Genomic DNA, 18,219 nt, shown 5'->3' with positions numbered 1-18,219 from the left:
GCGTGAAGCCGGCGAGCGAGTGACCGACGGACGAGCGAGTGAATGACGGAACCGAACCTCACGGGGGTTGAGATGAGTCGATTGGTACGGGCACGGCTGCGTGCCCTGGTGTGCGGGGCACGTGCGGCGTGGCGGCGGGCTGCGGCGCGGCGGGACGCGGGAATGGTCACGTCCGAGTACGCGATGGGCATCGTGGCGGCGGTGGCGTTCGCCGTGGTGCTCTACAAGGTGGTGACGAGCGGGGCGGTCAGCGCGGAGCTCCAGGGCATCGTCAAGAAGGCCCTCGATGCGCGGATGTGAGCGGTCGGCGGGACGGGATGTCCATAGGAGAGAAGTCCGTGGGAGAGCCGACGGGGGGTTCGTGACGGCGGAGACCGCCGTGGTGCTGCCGGTGCTGGTGGTGTTCGCGATGGCGCTGGTGTGGGCGCTGCTGGTCGTGGCCGCCCAGATCCAGTGCGTGGACGCGGCCCGCACGGGCGCCCGCGCGGCGGCCCGTCAGGACTCTGCCGACGCGGTCGTCCAGGTCGCCCGGGAAGCGGCGCCCAACGGCGCGCGGGTCACCGTGGCCCGGGAGGCGGACCGTGTCCGCGTGGTGGTCGTGGCCGCATCGCCGATACTGCACGGCCTGCCCTTCGAGGTACGGGAGGAGGCCGTGGCCTCGGTCGAGCAGGCGGTGAGCCCGGTCGTGGATCGAGCGGGGGATCCGGCAGTGGATCCGGTCCCGGACCGGACGGCCGACGTGCCGGTGGACGAACCGGCGGTGGACGAATCGCCGGTGGACGAACCGGCGGGGGCGGGGCCATGAGGGGCGGCTCCTCGTTCCGCCGGGCGACCGGCCGGGACGCCCCCGGGGGTGGCGACCGGGGGTCCGCCACCGTCTGGAGTGTCGGTGCGATCGCCGTCCTGTGCCTGGTGTTCGGCATCGTGCTGGCATTGGGGCAGGCCGTCGTGGCCCGGCATCGCGCGGCCGGCGGGGCCGACCTCGCGGCGCTGGCGGCGGCCGACCACTGGTCGCTCGGCGGTACGGCGGCCTGTGCCCACGCGGACCGGATCGCGCGGGCCCAGGGCACGCGGCTGGTGCGGTGCGTCCTCACCGGTCAGGTCTCGGACGTGACGGCGGCGTCGGGCCGGGGGCCGTTCAGGGCGGAGATCCGGGCCCGAGCCGGCCCGGCGGAGGCGGCCCCGGCGGATGGGTCGAGTGCGGCCCCGGCGGGGAAGCCGGCAACGCCGTGACGAGGCGCCGCGCCTATCGCCCCTCCGTCCCGGTCTCCGTCCCCGCCCCTGCCTCCGCCGCGCCCCGCAGCAGCACCGTGAGCAGTCGTACGGCCCCCCGTTTGTGGAGCGGTTCGTTGCCGTTGCCGCACTTGGGGGACTGGATGCAGGACGGGCAGCCGGCGTCGCACTCGCAGGACGCGATGGCCTTCCGGGTGGCCGTGAGCCAGGCCCGGGCCGTGTGGAAGGCGCGCTCGGCGAAGCCCGCACCACCCGGATGGCCGTCGTACACGAAGACCGTCGGCAGCAGCGTGTCCGGGTGCAGCGGCACCGACACGCCGCCGATGTCCCAGCGGTCGCACGTGGCGAACAGGGGCAGCATGCCGATCGACGCGTGCTCGGCGGCGTGCAGGGCGCCGCCGAGGATCTCCGGGTTGATCCGGGCCTCGTCCAGCTGGTCCTCGGTGACCGTCCACCACACCGCCCGCGTGCGCAGGGTCCGAGGCGGGAGGTCGAGCTTCGTCTCGCCGAGGACTTCGCCGGTGATCAGACGCCGGCGCAGGAAGGAGACCACTTGGTTGGTGACCTCGACGGAGCCGAGGCACAGGCGTCCGTCGCCCCACGGGACCTCCATGTCGGTCTCGAGGACGGAGATCGACGTCGTGTCGCGGGCCACCGTCGAGTACGACGGCGTGGCCTGCTCGACCAGGGCGACGGAGTCCTCCAGGTCCAGGGACCGCACGAGGTACGTGCGGCCCTGGTGGAGGTGGACGGCGCCCTCGTGGACGGTCGTGTGGGCGGCACCGGCGTCGACCGTGCCCAGCAGCCGGCCCGTCCCGGCCTCGACGACCTGGACCGGGCGTCCGCCCTCCCCGCGGATGTCGGTCAGGTCGGCGGCCCGCTCACGGCGCGTCCAGTGCCAGGCCCGGGTCCGCCGGCGCAGCAGCTTCGCCGCCTCCAGCTGGGGGAGCAGCTCCTCGCAGGCGGGGCCGAAGAGCTTCAGGTCGTCCTCCGTCAGGGGCAGCTCGGCCGCGGCGGCGCACAGGTGGGGGGCGAGGACGTACGGGTTGTCGGGGTCGAGGACCGTGGACTCCACCGGCTGGTCGAACAGGGCCTCCGGATGGTGGACGAGGAAGGTGTCCAGCGGGTCGTCCCGGGCGACCAGCACCGCCAGCGCCCCCTGCCCGGACCGGCCCGCCCGCCCGGCCTGCTGCCACAGCGACGCCCGGGTGCCCGGATAGCCGGCGATGACCACGGCGTCCAGGCCGGAGATGTCGACGCCGAGTTCGAGGGCGTTCGTCGCCGCGAGGCCGAGGAGTTCGCCCGAGTGCAGGGCGCGTTCCAGGGCCCGGCGCTCCTCGGGGAGGTAGCCGCCGCGGTAGGCCGCCACCCGCCGGGTCAGTGACCGGTCGACCTCGGCCAGGCGCTCCTGGGCGATCACCGAGATCAGCTCGGCGCCGCGCCGGGAGCGTACGAAGGTGATCGAGCGCATGCCCTGCACGGTGAGGTCGGTGAGCAGGTCGGCGGCCTCGGCGGTGGCGGTGCGGCGGACCGGTGCGCCCTTCTCGCCCTCCAGTTCGGTCAGCGGCGGCTCCCAGAGCGCGAACACCAGTTCACCGCGTGGTGAGGCGTCGTCGGCGACCTCGGCCACCGGCAGCCCGGTGAGCCGGCGGGCCGCCACGGAAGGCTCGGCCGCTGTGGCGGAGGCCAGCAGGAACACGGGCGACGCGCCGTAGCGGGCACACAGCCGGCGCAATCTGCGCAGCACCTGGGCGACGTGCGAGCCGAAGACGCCGCGGTAGGTGTGGCACTCGTCGATGACGACGTACTTCAGCGACTTCAGGAAGGAGGACCAGCGGGAGTGGGACGGCAGGATCCCGCGGTGCAGCATGTCCGGATTGGTGAGGACGTAGGTGGCGTACTGGCGGATCCACTCGCGTTCCTCGACGGGCGTGTCGCCGTCGTACACGGCGGTCCGCACGGATGTGCCAAGCGGCCGCGCGAGTTCCTTCACGGACCGGCACTGGTCGGCGGCCAGCGCCTTGGTGGGAGCGAGGTACAGGGCGGTGGCGCCACGCCCGTTCGGGGCCTCGGAGCCGTCCAGGAGCGTCGACAGGACCGGCACCAGATAGGCCAGGGACTTGCCGGAGGCGGTGCCGGTGGCGACGACCACCGACTCGCCGTCCAGGGCGTGTTCCGCCGCTCGTGCCTGGTGGGCCCAGGGGTGTTCGATGCCCGCGGCCTGCAGCGCCGCGACGACCTCCGGGCGAATCCGGTCCGGCCAGACGGCATGACGGCCCGCACGCGGGGGCAAGTGCTCCGTATGAGTGATGCGCGCAGCCCGGCTCGGTCCCGCGGCGAGCCGGCCCAGGACCGTGCCCGGATCCGGCCGGGAGCCGTGCCCCGCCGGGGGTCGATCGGATCGGTGATTCATGGCCATCGGCACCGAGTCTGTCACTGGCGTGACGGACAATGGGACCAAGGCGTCGTGCACGCCTGCCGGTAAGTGATTGAATGCCATCGCGGCTGGCGAACCGTCCTGGGGGCTTCAAGCCGAGGTGTCCCGAGGGACGACCGCTCGATAGCAAGGTGCTGGAGGATCCGTGGACCTGTCCCTGTCGACCCGTACCGTCGGCGATCGTACGGTCGTCGAGGTCGGTGGCGAAATTGACGTATACACCGCGCCCAAGCTGCGCGAGCAGCTGGTCGAGCTGGTGAACGACGGGAGTTTCCACCTCGTCGTCGATATGGAGGGCGTGGACTTCCTCGACTCCACCGGGCTCGGCGTGCTGGTCGGCGGACTGAAGCGGGTGCGCGCCCATGAGGGCTCGCTGCGCCTGGTCTGCAACCAGGAGCGCATTCTCAAGATCTTCCGTATCACCGGCCTCACCAAGGTGTTCCCCATTCACACCTCGGTCGAGGAAGCGGTGGCGGCCACCGACTGACGACCGGTCCCGGGCCGTGGGCCCGGGACTACCGAACCAAGGAGGGGCCGGGCTGTCGGCGGCCCGGCCCCTCGAAGCACGCCCGCAGTCCGAGGGGGATGCATGGCCACCGTCGAACTCCGTTTCAGCGCGCTGCCCGAGCATGTCCGCACCGCCCGTCTCGTGGCGGCCGCGGTGGCACGCAGGGCCGGAGTGGACGAGGCCGTCCTCGACGAGGTCAGGCTCGCCGTCGGCGAGGCCTGCACCCGGGCCGTGGGCCTGCATCAGCACGGCGGCATCACGGCGCCGGTCAACGTGTCGCTGATCGAGGAGGAGAAGCAGTTCTCCATCGAGGTCGGCGACAAGGCGCCGCACGCGGTCTCCGGGGCCGGAGCGCCGGACGCCGCCGTCGACGACGCGGAGGCCGAGGAGGACGAGATGGGCCTCGCGGTCATCAGCGGTCTGGTCGACGACGTGGAGGTCTCGGCCGGCAAGGACGGCGGGCTGATCCGCATGACCTGGCCGACCGCGACCGCGGTACTGCCGCCGGCCTGACATCCCAGCATCACCCGAAGGGCCCTACCTCGTAGGGCCCTTTGTCGTGTGCGGAAGATGCCGGCCACGCCTACAGTGGTCCCGTGCGGGCGACAAGTGAATTCATTCACGATCAGTCGCGCGGAAACGGATCAGGTAAACGGACCAGGTAAAGGATCACGGCATTAATGCCGGAGGGGCATTACTACTTCCGGGGCCCTTCCGGTTGACAGGTCAATTCCATTTGTCGTGCACTGTTTTGATCAGGTTCCGGTACCTACAATCCCGTCCACATCTTGAGCTCAGCCCAAGCGTCAAGGAGGACGAATGGCGGAGCTTTCCACCCCTCATCAGTTGGGCGATGCCTCGACCGTCGCCGCCGCCGTACTGACCGACGGAAACCGCGCCCTGGTCGCGGTCATCGCGGTCGTCGCGCTGGCCGCGCTGGTGCTCGCGGGAGTCCTGGTGCGCCAGGTGCTCGCGGCGGGCGAGGGCACCGACAGCATGAAGAAGATCGCGGCTGCCGTCCAGGAAGGCGCGAACGCCTATCTGGCCCGGCAGCTGCGCACGCTCGGCGTATTCGCCGTCGTCGTGTTCTTCCTGCTCATGCTGCTGCCCGCGGACGACTGGAATCAGCGTGCCGGACGATCGGTGTTCTTCCTGATCGGCGCGGCGTTCTCGGCGGCCACCGGCTATATCGGCATGTGGCTCGCCGTACGCAGCAATGTGCGCGTCGCCGCGGCGGCGCGGGAAGCGACACCGGCCCCGGGCGAACCGGAAAAGGATCTCACCCTCGTCTCGCACAAAGCGATGAAGATCGCCTTTCGCACGGGCGGCGTCGTCGGCATGTTCACGGTGGGACTCGGCCTCCTGGGCGCCTCCTGCGTGGTGCTGGTGTACGCGGCCGACGCGCCGAAGGTGCTGGAGGGCTTCGGCCTCGGCGCCGCACTGATCGCGATGTTCATGCGGGTCGGCGGCGGCATCTTCACCAAGGCCGCCGACGTCGGCGCCGACCTGGTCGGCAAGGTCGAGCAGGGCATTCCGGAGGATGATCCGCGCAATGCCGCGACCATCGCCGACAACGTGGGCGACAACGTCGGCGACTGCGCGGGCATGGCGGCCGACCTCTTCGAGTCCTACGCCGTGACGCTGGTCGCGGCGCTGATCCTCGGCAAGGTGGCCTTCGGCGACTCGGGACTGGCGTTCCCGCTGCTCGTGCCGGCGATCGGCGTGATCACCGCCATGATCGGCATCTTCGCGGTGGCGCCACGCCGGGCCGACCGCAGCGGCATGAGCGCGATCAACCGGGGCTTCTTCATCTCTGCGGTGATCTCGCTGGTGCTGGTGGCGGTGGCCGTCTTCGTCTACCTCCCCGGCACGTACGCCGACCTCGACGGGGTCACCGACGCGGGCATCGCCGCGAAGGACGGCGACCCGCGGATCCTCGCGCTCGTCGCCGTGGCGATCGGCATCGTCCTGGCCGCCCTGATCCAGCAGCTCACCGGCTACTTCACCGAGACCACCCGGCGGCCCGTCAGGGACATCGGCAAGACCTCGCTCACCGGTCCCGCCACCGTCGTCCTCGCCGGTATCTCCATCGGCCTGGAATCCGCCGTCTACACCGCCCTGCTGATCGGCCTCGGCGTCTACGGGGCCTTCCTGCTCGGCGGCACGTCGATCATGCTGGCGCTGTTCGCGGTGGCGCTCGCCGGCACCGGCCTGCTCACCACGGTCGGCGTGATCGTCGCCATGGACACCTTCGGGCCGGTCTCCGACAACGCCCAGGGCATCGCCGAGATGTCCGGCGACGTCGAGGGCGCCGGCGCCCAGGTCCTCACCAACCTGGACGCCGTCGGCAACACCACCAAGGCCATCACCAAGGGCATCGCCATCGCCACGGCCGTCCTCGCGGCCTCGGCGCTGTTCGGTTCGTACCGCGACGCCATCACCACCGGCGCGCGGGACGTGGGCGAGAAACTCAGCGGCGACGGCGCGCCGATGAGCCTGATGATGGACATCTCCCAGCCCAACAACCTCGTCGGGCTGATCGCGGGCGCGGCGGTCGTCTTCCTCTTCTCCGGACTGGCGATCAACGCGGTGTCCCGGTCGGCGGGTTCGGTGGTCTTCGAGGTGCGCCGGCAGTTCCGGGAGAAACCCGGGATCATGGACTACACCGAGACGCCGGAGTACGGCAAGGTCGTCGACATCTGCACCAGGGACGCCCTGCGCGAACTCGCCACGCCCGGACTGCTCGCGGTGATGGCGCCCATCTTCATCGGGTTCACGCTCGGCGTGGGCGCGCTCGGCGCCTTCCTGGCGGGCGCGATCGGCGCGGGCACGCTGATGGCGGTGTTCCTCGCCAACTCCGGCGGCGCCTGGGACAACGCCAAGAAACTCGTCGAGGACGGCCACCACGGCGGCAAGGGCAGCGCCGCCCACGAGGCCACCGTCATCGGCGACACGGTCGGCGACCCCTTCAAGGACACCGCGGGCCCCGCCATCAACCCGCTGCTGAAGGTCATGAACCTGGTGGCGCTGCTCATCGCGCCGGCGGTCATCAAGTTCTCCTACGGCGCCGACAAGAGCGTCGGCGTCCGGGTGCTGATCGCGGTCGTCGCGTTCGTCGTCATCGCCGGGGCGGTGTACGTGTCCAAGCGGCGCGGCATCGCGGTGGGTGACGAGGACAACACCGACCAGGAACCCAAGTCGCCCGATCCGGCCGTCGTTTCGTAGACGCCGTTCCGGGCGGCCTGTTCAAACACGGGCGGACAGCGCGTACTGACGCGTCGTCCGCCCGTGCGGTGCGTCTGCGCGCCCTCACCGTGAGCCTTCTCTCCCATGGTGCAAATGGCTGCAATACGGTCTTCATGGATGTTCGACCTGCGAGTGTCCCCCATCCGGCGTGTATGTTCCGGGGCCGAGAGCCATGGAAGGGACCAATCCGGTGAACAAGAAGCTCGCGGCCGCACTGTCCGGCGGTGCGGTACTGGTACTGGCGCTGACGGGATGCAGCAGCGACGACGGCAACGACAAGCTGGACTCGTGGGCCAAGCAGGTCTGCGACGGAGTGCAGCCGCAGGCGAAGAAGATCGAGGCCGCCAACGCCGCGATCCAGAAGGAGACCTCGGACAACAGCACGCCGGAGCAGGTCCAGAAGACCGACGCCAAGGCCTTCCAGGACATGTCCGACGCCTACAAGGCGATGGCGGGCACGGTCCAGAACGCCGGGGCGCCGGACGTCGACAACGGCGAGAAGAAGCAGCAGGACGCGGTCAAGGAGCTCAACGGCCTCTCGGCCTCCTACGCCTCCCTGAAGAAGCAGGTGGAGGCCCTCGACACCAAGGACCAGGCGAAGTTCGCCGACGGTCTCAAGGACGTCGCCACCGAGCTGAACAAGCTCAGCAAGTCCGGCAGCGACGCGCTGAAGACCCTCGAGGAGGGCGACGTCGGCAAGGCGATGGCCCAGCAGCCCAGCTGCACGTCGGCCACTCCGTCGGCGCCGGCGGCCACGAGCTGACAGACCACGGCACGGCGGAGCCGGTGGCCGGGGCGAACCCGGCCTCCGTTCGGCGGGCGCGAGGCGGAGCGCGGGCCACAATGGGGGTGTGAGTAACGCCAGCCTCTCCCCCCTGCCCTCCGCCGACCGTCCCGACGTCGCCGCACGGCTGCGGGACGCCCTGCTCGGGGCGTCCTTCACCGCCGACGGACTGCTGGAGCTGCTCGGCGCCCCCGCCTACGCGGCGCTGTCGCGCAGCGAGGTCGTGCCCGCGCTCCGGGCCACCCGCGGCGACACGCCGCTGGAACTGCTCGTCCGGCTGTTCCTCCTCCAGCAGCCGGTGCCCCACGCGCGCGCGGCGGACGTCCTGCCCGTCGACGCGTGCCTGGAGAGCGGATGGCTCGTGTCCGTCGACGGCGAGCTGGCGGCCACCGTGGACGTACGGCCGTACGGCGGGCCCGACGGCGAGGACTGGTTCATCGTGTCCGACCTCGGCTGCGCGGTCGGCGGCGCGGGCGGCATCGGCAACCGCGCGGAGGGCGTCGTCCTCGGCGTCGGCGGCGCCTCCACGACCCTCGCCGGCCTCACCGTCCGCACCCCCGTCTCCGCCGCCCTCGACCTCGGCACCGGCTCCGGCATCCAGGCGCTGCACGCCTCCCGGCACGCCACGCGCGTGACGGCGACGGATGTCAACCCGCGCGCGCTGCACATCACCGCGCTCACGCTCGCCCTGTCCGGGGCCCCGGCCGCCGACCTGCGCGAGGGCTCGCTCTACGACCCGATCGACGAGGGGGACACCTACGACCTGATCGTGTCGAACCCGCCCTTCGTGATCTCTCCCGGGGCCCGGCTGACCTACCGGGACGGCGGGATGGGCGGGGACGATCTGTGCCGCACGCTCGTTCAGCTGACGGGGGAGCGCCTGAACGAGGGCGGGTTCGCGCACTTCCTCGCCAACTGGCAGCACGTGGAGGGGGAGGACTGGACGGACCGGCTGCGCTCCTGGGTGCCGCGCGGCTGCGACGCGTGGATCGTGCAGCGCGAGGTGCAGGACATCACGCAGTACGCCGAGCTGTGGCTCAGGGACGCGGGCGACCACCGCGGCGACGAGACCGAGTACCAGGCGCGCTACGACGCGTGGCTGGACGAGTTCGAGGCGCGCAAGGTCAGGGCCGTCGGCTTCGGCTGGATCACGCTGCGCAGGACGGCGGCCGCGGAGCCGTCGATCACGGCGGAGGAGTGGCCGCACCCGATCGAGCAGCCGCTCGGCGAGACGGTGCGGGCGCACTTCGCCCGCCTCGACTACCTGCGCGACCACGACGACGCGGCCCTGCTCGAGGCGCACTTCGCGCTGGCCGCCGAGGTCGTCCAGGAGCAGGTCGGCCTGCCCGGCGCCGAGGACCCGGAGCACGTCGTGCTGCGCCAGAACCGCGGCATGCGACGGGCCACCCGGGTCGACACCGTCGGCGCCGGCTTCGCGGGCGTCTGCGACGGGACCATGAGCGCCGGCCGCATCCTGGACGCCATCGCCCAGCTGGTCGGCGAGGACCCGGTGGCGCTGCGCGACCGCACGCCCGCGCAGATCCGGCTGCTGGTGGAGCAGGGATTCCTGGAGCCGGCGTAGGGATTTCTCGCCGCGTCGAGAGGCCGGGGCCGGCCGCCCCGGTGCGTCCCGGCACCGGCGGCGGACCCGGCGGAACGCGCCACGGGCAGGGCCCGTCGGCTCCCCGTTCACCTCGGGTTCGCCTGCCTGCCGCCCGCGCGTGACAGCCTCCCGGAGGCTGGGCACTCGCGGACGGAGAAAAGGGGCACGGGGACCATGGAAAGCGGGCCGGCGATCTTCGCGGGATTGGTGTTCGCCCTGTTCGGGAGCGGCCTGCTGGTGTGGACCGTGACACGGGTGCGGCACGGCCGGCCCGTCGCGCTCGGTGTGAGGCCTGTCGCATCGGCGACCGTCGCGAGCGTCGTCTCCCTGGCCGCGCTGGCCGCCGGGGTCTGGTGCCTGACGCGCGTGTGAGGGGCCGGATCCGGACGCCGGCCGCGGCCTCGCCCCGGTAACCGGGGGATCGCGCTCCGGATACGCACATCATGGCTGGTGGACACTCCGGGCGGCAGGAACAGGGTTCGTCGGGTTACCGTTCGAGTGGCCGTTGCGGGCTTTTCCCGTTTGACACGGGGGCGGGAGGTACCGTCACACTCCGCAGCGTCACGACCGAAATGCAGCACGACCCGACCCCGGGAGCACTGCCTGGGTCAGGCCCCAGCGTCGACCGGAGAGAAGAGCGAAGTTGTCCCCGACCAGCGAGACCGCGAACGGCGGCCGCCGACTCGTCATCGTCGAGTCGCCTGCCAAGGCGAAGACGATCAAGGGCTATCTCGGCCCTGGCTACGTCGTCGAGGCGAGCGTCGGGCACATCCGCGACCTTCCCAGCGGCGCCGCGGAGGTGCCCGAGAAGTACACCGGTGAGGTCCGCCGCCTCGGTGTGGACGTCGAACACGACTTCCAGCCGATCTATGTGGTCAACGCTGACAAGAAGGCGCAGGTCAAGAAGCTCAAGGACCTGCTGAAGGACTCGGACGAGCTCTTCCTCGCCACCGATGAGGACCGCGAGGGCGAGGCCATCGCCTGGCACCTCCAGGAAGTCCTCAAGCCGAAGATCCCGGTCAAGCGCATGGTGTTCCACGAGATCACCAAGGACGCGATCCGGGCCGCCGTCGCCAACCCGCGCCAGCTCAACCAGAAGCTCGTTGACGCCCAGGAGACCCGCCGCATCCTCGACCGTCTCTACGGCTACGAGGTCTCGCCGGTCCTGTGGAAGAAGGTCATGCCGCGCCTGTCGGCCGGCCGTGTCCAGTCCGTCGCGACGCGGCTCGTGGTCGAGCGGGAACGCGAGCGCATGGCCTTCCGTACCGCCGAGTACTGGGACCTGACGGGCACCTTCGGCACGGGCCGGGCCGGCGACGCCTCCGACCCGTCGACGCTGGTCGCCCGGCTCCAGACCGTGGACGGCAGGCGGATCGCGCAGGGCCGCGACTTCGACTCCCTGGGACAGCTCAAGAGCGCGAACACCCTCCACCTCGACGAGGCGAACGCCCGCGCGCTCGCCGCCGCGCTGGAGAACACGCGCTTCGCCGTCCGCTCCGTCGAGTCCAAGCCGTACCGCCGCTCGCCGTACGCCCCGTTCCGTACGACGACGCTCCAGCAGGAGGCCTCGCGCAAGCTCGGCTTCGGTGCGAAGGCGACCATGCAGGTCGCCCAGAAGCTGTACGAGAACGGCTACATCACCTACATGCGTACGGACTCGACGACCCTGAGCGACACGGCGATCACCGCCGCCCGCGCCCAGGTCACGCAGCTGTACGGCGCCGACTACCTGCCGGCCCAGCCGCGGACGTACGCCGGCAAGGTCAAGAACGCGCAGGAGGCGCACGAGGCGATCCGCCCCTCCGGCGACCGCTTCCGCACGCCCGCCGAGACCGGACTGACCGGCGACCAGTTCAAGCTGTACGAGCTGATCTGGAAGCGGACCGTCGCCTCCCAGATGAAGGACGCGACCGGCAACAGCGTCACCGTGAAGATCGGCGGCGCCGCCTCCGACGGCCGGGACGTCGAGTTCAGCGCGTCCGGCAAGACGATCACCTTCCACGGCTTCCTCAAGGCCTACGTCGAGGGCGCCGACGACCCGAACGCCGAGCTGGACGACCGTGAGCGCAGGCTTCCGCAGGTCGCCGAGGGCGACGCGCTGACCGCCGACGAGATCACGGTCGACGGCCACGCCACCAAGCCCCCGGCCCGCTACACCGAGGCGTCGCTGGTCAAGGAGCTGGAAGAGCGCGAGATCGGCCGCCCGTCGACGTACGCGTCGATCATCGGCACGATCCTGGACCGCGGCTACGTGTTCAAGAAGGGCACGGCCCTCGTCCCGTCCTTCCTGTCCTTCGCCGTGGTCAACCTCCTGGAGAAGCACTTCGGCCGGCTCGTCGACTACGACTTCACCGCCAAGATGGAGGACGACCTCGACGCCATCGCCCGTGGCGAGGCGCAGTCCGTGCCGTGGCTGAAGCGGTTCTACTTCGGCGAGGGCACGGGCGAGGGCGGCGCCGCCGACGCCGGCAACGGCGACGGGGACCACCTCGGCGGCCTCAAGGAACTGGTGACCGACCTCGGCGCGATCGACGCCCGCGAGGTGTCGTCCTTCCCCGTCGGCAACGGCATCGTGCTGCGCGTCGGGCGCTACGGCCCGTACGTCGAGCGCGGCGAGAAGGACACCGAGGAGCACCAGCGCGCCGACGTTCCCGACGACCTGGCGCCGGACGAGCTGAGCGTCGAGCTGGCGGAGAAGCTGCTGGCCGAGCCCAGCGGCGCCCGCGAGCTGGGCACCGACCCGGCCACCGGTCACGCGATCGTCGCGAAGAAGGGCCGCTACGGCCCCTACGTCACCGAGGAGCTTCCCGAGGGCACCCCGAAGACCGGCAAGAACGCCGTGAAGCCGCGGACGGCCTCGCTGTTCAACTCGATGTCCCTGGACACGGTGACCCTGGACGACGCGCTCAAGCTGATGTCGCTGCCGCGGGTCGTCGGCGCCGACGCCGAGGGCGTCGAGATCACCGCGCAGAACGGCCGCTACGGCCCGTACCTCAAGAAGGGCACGGACTCGCGGTCGCTGCAGTCCGAGGAGCAGCTCTTCACGATCACGCTCGAAGAGGCGCTGGCGATCTACGCCCAGCCCAAGCAGCGTGGCCGGGCGGCGGCCAAGCCGCCGCTGAAGGAACTGGGCACCGACCCGGTCAGCGAGAAGCCGGTCGTCGTCAAGGACGGCCGCTTCGGCCCGTACGTCACCGACGGTGAGACCAACGCGACCCTGCGCTCCGGCGACAGCGTCGAGGACATCACGCCGGAGCGCGGCTACGAGCTGCTCGCCGAGAAGCGCGCCAAGGGGCCCGCCAAGAAGACGGCGAAGAAGGCCGCGGCCAAGAAGTCCACCGCCAAGAAGGCCCCGGCCAAGAAGGCGGCGGCGAAGAAGACCGCGGCCAAGACGACGGCCGCCAAGAGCACGGCCGCCAGGACGACGGCGAAGAAGACGACGAAGACGGCCACCAAGGCGGCCGCTTCCGAGGCTGCGGAGGACTGAGGGCCACCGGGAGGGGACTGAGCCGGTCTCAGGCCCCCCGCGGCACACACTGCCGTTCGCTGAGCGAACGCCCCGGCATCGATTCGGTGTCGGGGCGTGCGTACGTTCGGCCGGGTGCCACGGCCTGTCGGTGCCGCCCGATAGGCTGAACGCATGACGCGAGCCGAGCAGCCAACGGCCCCTCACCCCGCCTCGGACGACGCCCTGGTCGCGGACTCCCGCGAGCGCGCCGTCCGCGCCCTGCTGCGCCGACCGCAGTTGAGGCGGTTGTGGAGCGCACAGCTCGTGGGGGGTGTCGGCGACACCCTCGCCCTGCTGGTGCTGGTCCTCCTCGCCGTGCAGGCCGCCATAGGCGCGGGCTCGTTCGGCGGGGGCTACCGGGGCGTGGCGTTCGCAGTGGCGACCGTTTTCGGCGTCCGCGTCCTGGCGACGCTGCTCTTCGGCGCGGTCCTGCTCGGCCCGCTCACGTCGCTCACCTCGCAGGACGGTCCCCTCGACCGCCGCTGGACCATGGTGGGCGCGGACGGTCTGCGGGCGGCGCTGCTGATCGTGGCGCCGCTGTGGATCGACTGGACACCGGACGACGCCCTCGCCGTCCTCCTGGTGACCGGCTTCGTCACCGGCGTCGCCGAGCGCTTCTGGACCGTGTGCCGGGAGAGCGCGGCCCCCGCGCTGCTGCCCGCCCCGCCCCCGGAGGGCGCGACGGTACGGCCGCTGCCGGACCACATGGACGCCCTGCGCCGTCTGTCGCTGCGCACCGGCTTCGTGGCGATCCCCCTCGCCGGCGCCGTGCTCGTCGTCGCGGGCCTGCTGAACAACCTGCTGGGCGCCGGCGTCGACTGGTTCGCCCAGCACCAGGCCGCACTCGGCTCCTACGTGGCGGCCGGACTGTTCGCCGCCTCGCTGTCGCTGGTGACCTTCCTCGAACTGCCCGGTGCCCGCACCCCGCGCGCCCGGTCGCCGCTGGAGGGCCTGCGCCGCCCGAAGACGGCCGCGGGCGTCGACAAGGGCCGCACCGGTGCCCTGCCGCTGCTGGTGTTCGCCTGCGCGGCCGTCGCCGCCGCCGTGTCCGCCGCGGTCGCCGTGGCGGTGCTGCACGCCAAGGACCTGGGCGGCGGCCCGGTGCTGTACGGGCTGATGGTGGGCGCGCTGACCGGCGGAGTGGTCGTCGGCATCCGCACGGCCCCCGCCCTGCTGCCCTCCCTGTCGCGCCGCCGGCTGCTGGCCCTGGCGATCGCCTTCGTGGGCGTCGTCCTGCTGGCCGCCGGTCTCGTCCCGGACGTCACCAGCGTGCTGCTGCTCCTGGTGCTGGCCGGTGTCGGCGCGGGCGTGGCCGCCAACACCGGGCACGCGCTGCTCGACCAGGAGACCGAGGCTCAGCGCCGGACGCGGACGACCGAGCACCTGCACGCCGTCGTCCGGGTCTGCGTGGCGCTCGGCGCGGTGATCGCGCCCGTGGTGGCTGCGGCGATCGGGCCGCACCGGCTGGAGAACGGCAAATTCGTCTTCGCCCACGGTGGTGCCGCGTTCGTGCTGATGCTGGTCGGCGCGCTGCTGCTGCCGGTGGCCGCGCTGGTGCTGGCGAAGGTCGACGACCGTTCCGGGGTGCCGCTGCGGCACGACCTGAAGGACGCGCTGCTCGGCGGCGACGACCCGGTGCCGACCCCCGCGGCGAACGGTTTCTTCATCGCCCTGGAGGGCGGCGACGGCGCCGGCAAGTCCACTCAGGCGGAGGCTCTCGCCGAGTGGATCAGGGGCAAGGGGCACGAGGTCGTGCTGACGCGCGAGCCGGGTGCGACGCCGGTGGGCAAGCGCCTGCGGTCGATCCTGCTGGACGTGTCGAGCGCCGGTCTGTCGCACCGCGCGGAGGCGCTGCTGTACGCCGCCGACCGCGCGGAGCACGTGGACACCGTGGTCCGGCCCGCGCTGGAGCGCGGCGCCGTGGTCATCTCCGACAGGTACATCGACTCCTCCGTGGCCTACCAGGGCGCCGGCCGCGACCTGTCGCCGACCGAGATCGCCCGGATCAACCGCTGGGCGACCAACGGTCTCGTCCCGCATCTGACGGTCCTGCTGGACGTGCCGCCGGAGACCGCGCGCGAGCGGTTCACCGAGGCACCGGACCGCCTGGAGTCGGAGCCCGCCGAGTTCCACGCGCGCGTGCGGGCCGGTTTCCTGACGCTGGCCGCCGCCGACCCCGGCCGGTACCTCGTCGTGGACGCGGGCCAGGAGCCCGAGGCCGTCACCACCGTCGTACGGCACCGGCTCGACCAGGTGCTGCCGCTGTCCGAGGCCGAGATCAAGGCCCAGGAGGAGGCGCGCCGCAAGGCCGAGGAGGAGGCCCGGCGGAAGGCCGAGGAGGAGGCCGCGCGCAAGGCCGAGGAGGAGCGCCTGGAGCGTGAGCGCCTCGAGCAGCTGGAGCGGCTGCGCGCCGAGGAGGAGGAGCGCAAGCGGCGCGAGCTGGAGGAGGCGCAGCGGCGCGAGGCCGAGCGGCAGGCCGAGGAGGCCCGGCAGCGGGCCGAGGAAGCGCGCCGGAAGGCGGAGGAGGAGCGGGCCCGGCTCCTCGCGGAGGAGAAGGCCCGCGCCGAGGAGGAGGCCCGCCGCCGTGCCGAGGAGGAGCGGCGCCGCAAGCAGGCCGAGGAGGAGGAGCGGCTGCGGGCCGAGGCCGAGGCCCGGCGCCTGGAGAAGCAGCGCAAGGCCGAGGAGGCCCTGATGCGCGCCGAGGAGGCACGCCGGGCGGCGGAGCAGGCGGCGGCCGCGGCCGCGGCGGGCCCCGGGCCGGCGGCTCCGCCCGTGGCGGACGCTCCCCGGCGCACTCCGGCCGCTGCCGATCCCTCGGACGCGCTGACCGTTCCGACGCCCCTCGTGACGCCGACGAACGCTTCCGGCGGTCCGGTGGAGGACACGGCGGTACTGCGGCCGGTGCGGGACACACGGGACGACGAGCGCGGTGACGCGGAGGACCGGGCCCGGGGCGGGCGCGGCGACGACGGCCGGGCGTCCGGCGTGTCCGAGTCCGAGGTGACGGCCGAGCTGCCCGTGCCGCCGGTGCCGTCCGGCGCGGCGGACGAGACGGCGGTGCTGCCGGCGGTGGAGCCCGGGGCCGCCGACGAGACGGCGGTCCTGCCGCCCGTGACGCCGGGAGCCGCCGACGAGACGGCGGTGCTGCCCCCCGTGCGCGGGGACGATCCCGCCGACCGGGTTCCGCCGGGCTACTTCCGGGAGGAGGGCCCGGCCGGTGCCGACCGGTCCGGGGAACCCCAGGAGACCACCCGCGAGCTGCCGCGGGTCGACCCCGACCAGGTGCCGCCCCGCAGGCGTCGCTCCGACTGGGCCGAGGAGACCCCGCTGGACGATCTGCCGACACTGGCGGACGAACTGCTCGGCCCGCGGGACGACGACCGCGACGAGGGCCGCGACGGCGACGGGGGAGGCCGCGGCAAGGGCCGGGGACGGCGCTGACCGGCGCCCGCCGACCGGCCCGGGGACGACGCTGACCGGCGCCCGCCGACCGGCCCGGGGACGGCGCTGACCGGCGCCCGCCGACCGGCCCGGCGCCCGTTGTCGGAGGCGGCCCCCACAATGGAGGGCGTGGCGCAGAGTGTGCGGCGGAGTGTGACGGAAGGACGGCGTGACCCATGACCGTGTGGGACGACCTCGTCGGGCAGGAGAAGGTGAGCGAGCAGCTCGCCGCCGCCGCCCGGGACGCCGACGCCTTCGTCACCGCCGCCGCGACCGACGGCCCCCTCCCCGAGACGTCGAGCATGACGCACGCCTGGCTGTTCACCGGCCCGCCCGGTGCGGGGGTGACGCAGACGGCGCGGGCCTTCGCCGCCGCGTTGCAGTGCGTGAGCCCCGACCGCGCCCTCGGCGGCTCACCGGGCTGCGGCTTCTGCGACGGGTGTCACACGGCGCTGATCGGCACCCACGCGGACGTCAGCACGGTGGTCGCCGTGGGTGCGGAAATCCGTGCCCAGGACATGCGGGACACCGTCCGCAAGTCGTTCACCTCACCCGCGAACGGCCGTTGGCAGATCATCCTCGTCGAGGAGGCCGAGCGGCTGAACGAGAAGTCGGCCAACGCCGTCCTCAAGGCCGTCGAGGAACCCGCCCCCCGCACGGTGTGGCTGCTGTGCGCCCCGTCCGTCGAGGACGTGCTGCCCACGATCCGTTCCCGCTGCCGCCACCTGAACCTGCGCACGCCCCCGGTCGAGGCCGTCGTCGACATGCTCGTACGCCGCGAGGGCATCGAGCCGGAGGTCGCCGCCGCAGCCGCCCGGGCCACCCAGGGTCATGTCGACCGCGCCCGCCGCCTCGCGACGGATGCGGCCGCCCGGGACCGCCGGGCCGCCGTGCTGAAGCTGCCGTTGCGAGTCGACGACGTCGGCAGCGCGCTGAGGGCGGCGCAGGAGCTGGTGGACGCGGCGGCGGCGGACGCCAAGGAACTCGCCGAGGAGATGGACGGCAAGGAGGCGGAAGAGCTCAAGGCGGCCCTGGGCGCCGCCCAGGGCGGCCGGCTGCCGCGCGGCACGGCGGGTGTGATGAAGGATCTGGAGGAGAACCAGAAGCGCCGCAGAACGCGCACGCAGCGCAACAGCCTCGACCTCGCCCTGAGCGACCTCACCACCTTCTACCGGGACGTCCTGGCCCTCCAGCTCGGCTCCCGCGTGGCGATCGCCAACGCCGACTCCATGGACGTCCTGGAGCGCCTCGCCCGCGCCGGCTCGCCGGAGGCCACCCTCCGCCGTATCGAGGCGATCGCCGCCTGCGGGGAGGCCCTCGACCGCAATGTGCCGCCACTGCTCGCGGTGGAGGCCATGACGATGGCGCTCAGATCGGGCTGACGAGTACACCGACAGCGGTTGACCGGGGAACCCGTTCGGGGCACGACGGGTACGTAGAGCGTTCGTGTCGTCGCGGA

At 72.5% G+C, this 18,219-nt stretch carries 13 protein-coding genes; 12 read left to right on the top strand and 1 reads right to left on the bottom strand.

Features of this window, described 5'->3' with window-relative positions; genetic code table 11:
• Positions 1 to 72 precede the first annotated feature (72 nt).
• From ACIRG6_RS16895 to ACIRG6_RS16885, 3 genes are read left to right on the top strand one after another with little or no spacing between them, the layout of a single operon-like run.
• Positions 73 to 300, top strand: a complete 228-nt coding sequence (locus ACIRG6_RS16895; RefSeq protein WP_350721230.1) for a DUF4244 domain-containing protein — start codon at positions 73 to 75, stop codon at positions 298 to 300.
• A complete protein-coding gene (locus ACIRG6_RS16890; protein WP_364680103.1) occupies positions 287 to 805 on the top strand; it encodes a TadE family type IV pilus minor pilin in 519 nt (172 codons plus the stop codon). Before ACIRG6_RS16895 ends, ACIRG6_RS16890 begins: the two co-directional genes overlap by 14 nt.
• A complete protein-coding gene (locus tag ACIRG6_RS16885) occupies positions 802 to 1,233 on the top strand; it encodes an Rv3654c family TadE-like protein (protein WP_403323276.1) in 432 nt (143 codons plus the stop codon). The genes ACIRG6_RS16890 and ACIRG6_RS16885 overlap by 4 nt, the downstream gene beginning before the upstream one ends.
• Before the next feature lie 13 nt (positions 1,234 to 1,246).
• Here the strand turns inward: ACIRG6_RS16885 and ACIRG6_RS16880 are convergent, their stop codons facing one another.
• Positions 1,247 to 3,733, bottom strand: coding sequence for a DEAD/DEAH box helicase (locus ACIRG6_RS16880; RefSeq protein ID WP_403323273.1), 2,487 nt, complete (start codon positions 3,731 to 3,733; stop codon positions 1,247 to 1,249).
• Between the two features lie 82 nt (positions 3,734 to 3,815).
• Here ACIRG6_RS16880 and bldG point away from each other — a divergent pair, with 82 nt between their 5' ends.
• From bldG to ACIRG6_RS16835, 9 genes are all read left to right on the top strand, one after another.
• Complete coding sequence (gene bldG, locus ACIRG6_RS16875) at positions 3,816 to 4,157, top strand: anti-sigma factor antagonist BldG (RefSeq protein WP_003975386.1); 342 nt, start codon at positions 3,816 to 3,818, stop codon at positions 4,155 to 4,157.
• Positions 4,158 to 4,259: 102 nt separating this feature from the next.
• Positions 4,260 to 4,691 carry an ATP-binding protein gene (locus ACIRG6_RS16870; protein ID WP_189229949.1) on the top strand — a complete coding sequence of 144 codons (432 nt, stop codon included), beginning with the start codon at positions 4,260 to 4,262 and terminating at the stop codon, positions 4,689 to 4,691.
• Between the two features lie 306 nt (positions 4,692 to 4,997).
• Positions 4,998 to 7,403: a sodium-translocating pyrophosphatase gene (locus ACIRG6_RS16865; protein ID WP_318213760.1), complete on the top strand. Its 2,406-nt coding sequence runs from the start codon at positions 4,998 to 5,000 to the stop codon at positions 7,401 to 7,403.
• A gap of 193 nt (positions 7,404 to 7,596) precedes the next feature.
• The gene (locus ACIRG6_RS16860) at positions 7,597 to 8,187 is read left to right on the top strand and encodes a small secreted protein (RefSeq protein WP_318213761.1); all 591 of its coding nucleotides are present in this window, start codon (positions 7,597 to 7,599) and stop codon (positions 8,185 to 8,187) included.
• Positions 8,188 to 8,275: 88 nt separating this feature from the next.
• Complete coding sequence (locus tag ACIRG6_RS16855) at positions 8,276 to 9,790, top strand: DUF7059 domain-containing protein (RefSeq protein ID WP_350721216.1); 1,515 nt, start codon at positions 8,276 to 8,278, stop codon at positions 9,788 to 9,790.
• A gap of 195 nt (positions 9,791 to 9,985) precedes the next feature.
• Positions 9,986 to 10,183 carry a hypothetical protein gene (locus ACIRG6_RS16850; protein ID WP_365021938.1) on the top strand — a complete coding sequence of 66 codons (198 nt, stop codon included), beginning with the start codon at positions 9,986 to 9,988 and terminating at the stop codon, positions 10,181 to 10,183.
• 271 nt (positions 10,184 to 10,454) lie between these two features.
• On the top strand, positions 10,455 to 13,298 hold the full coding sequence (topA, locus tag ACIRG6_RS16845; RefSeq protein ID WP_350721212.1) for a type I DNA topoisomerase: 2,844 nt from the start codon (positions 10,455 to 10,457) through the stop codon (positions 13,296 to 13,298).
• A 153-nt stretch (positions 13,299 to 13,451) separates the two neighbouring features.
• Complete coding sequence (tmk, locus tag ACIRG6_RS16840) at positions 13,452 to 16,760, top strand: dTMP kinase (protein ID WP_403323267.1); 3,309 nt, start codon at positions 13,452 to 13,454, stop codon at positions 16,758 to 16,760.
• 176 nt (positions 16,761 to 16,936) lie between these two features.
• On the top strand, positions 16,937 to 18,142 hold the full coding sequence (locus tag ACIRG6_RS16835) for a DNA polymerase III subunit delta' (protein ID WP_403323264.1): 1,206 nt from the start codon (positions 16,937 to 16,939) through the stop codon (positions 18,140 to 18,142).
• The last annotated feature ends 77 nt before the right edge of the window (positions 18,143 to 18,219 follow it).

The organism is Streptomyces flaveolus, assembly GCF_044765825.1.
Taxonomy (GTDB): domain Bacteria; phylum Actinomycetota; class Actinomycetes; order Streptomycetales; family Streptomycetaceae; genus Streptomyces; species Streptomyces flaveolus.
This window is presented reverse-complemented; position numbering and strand designations above follow the sequence as displayed.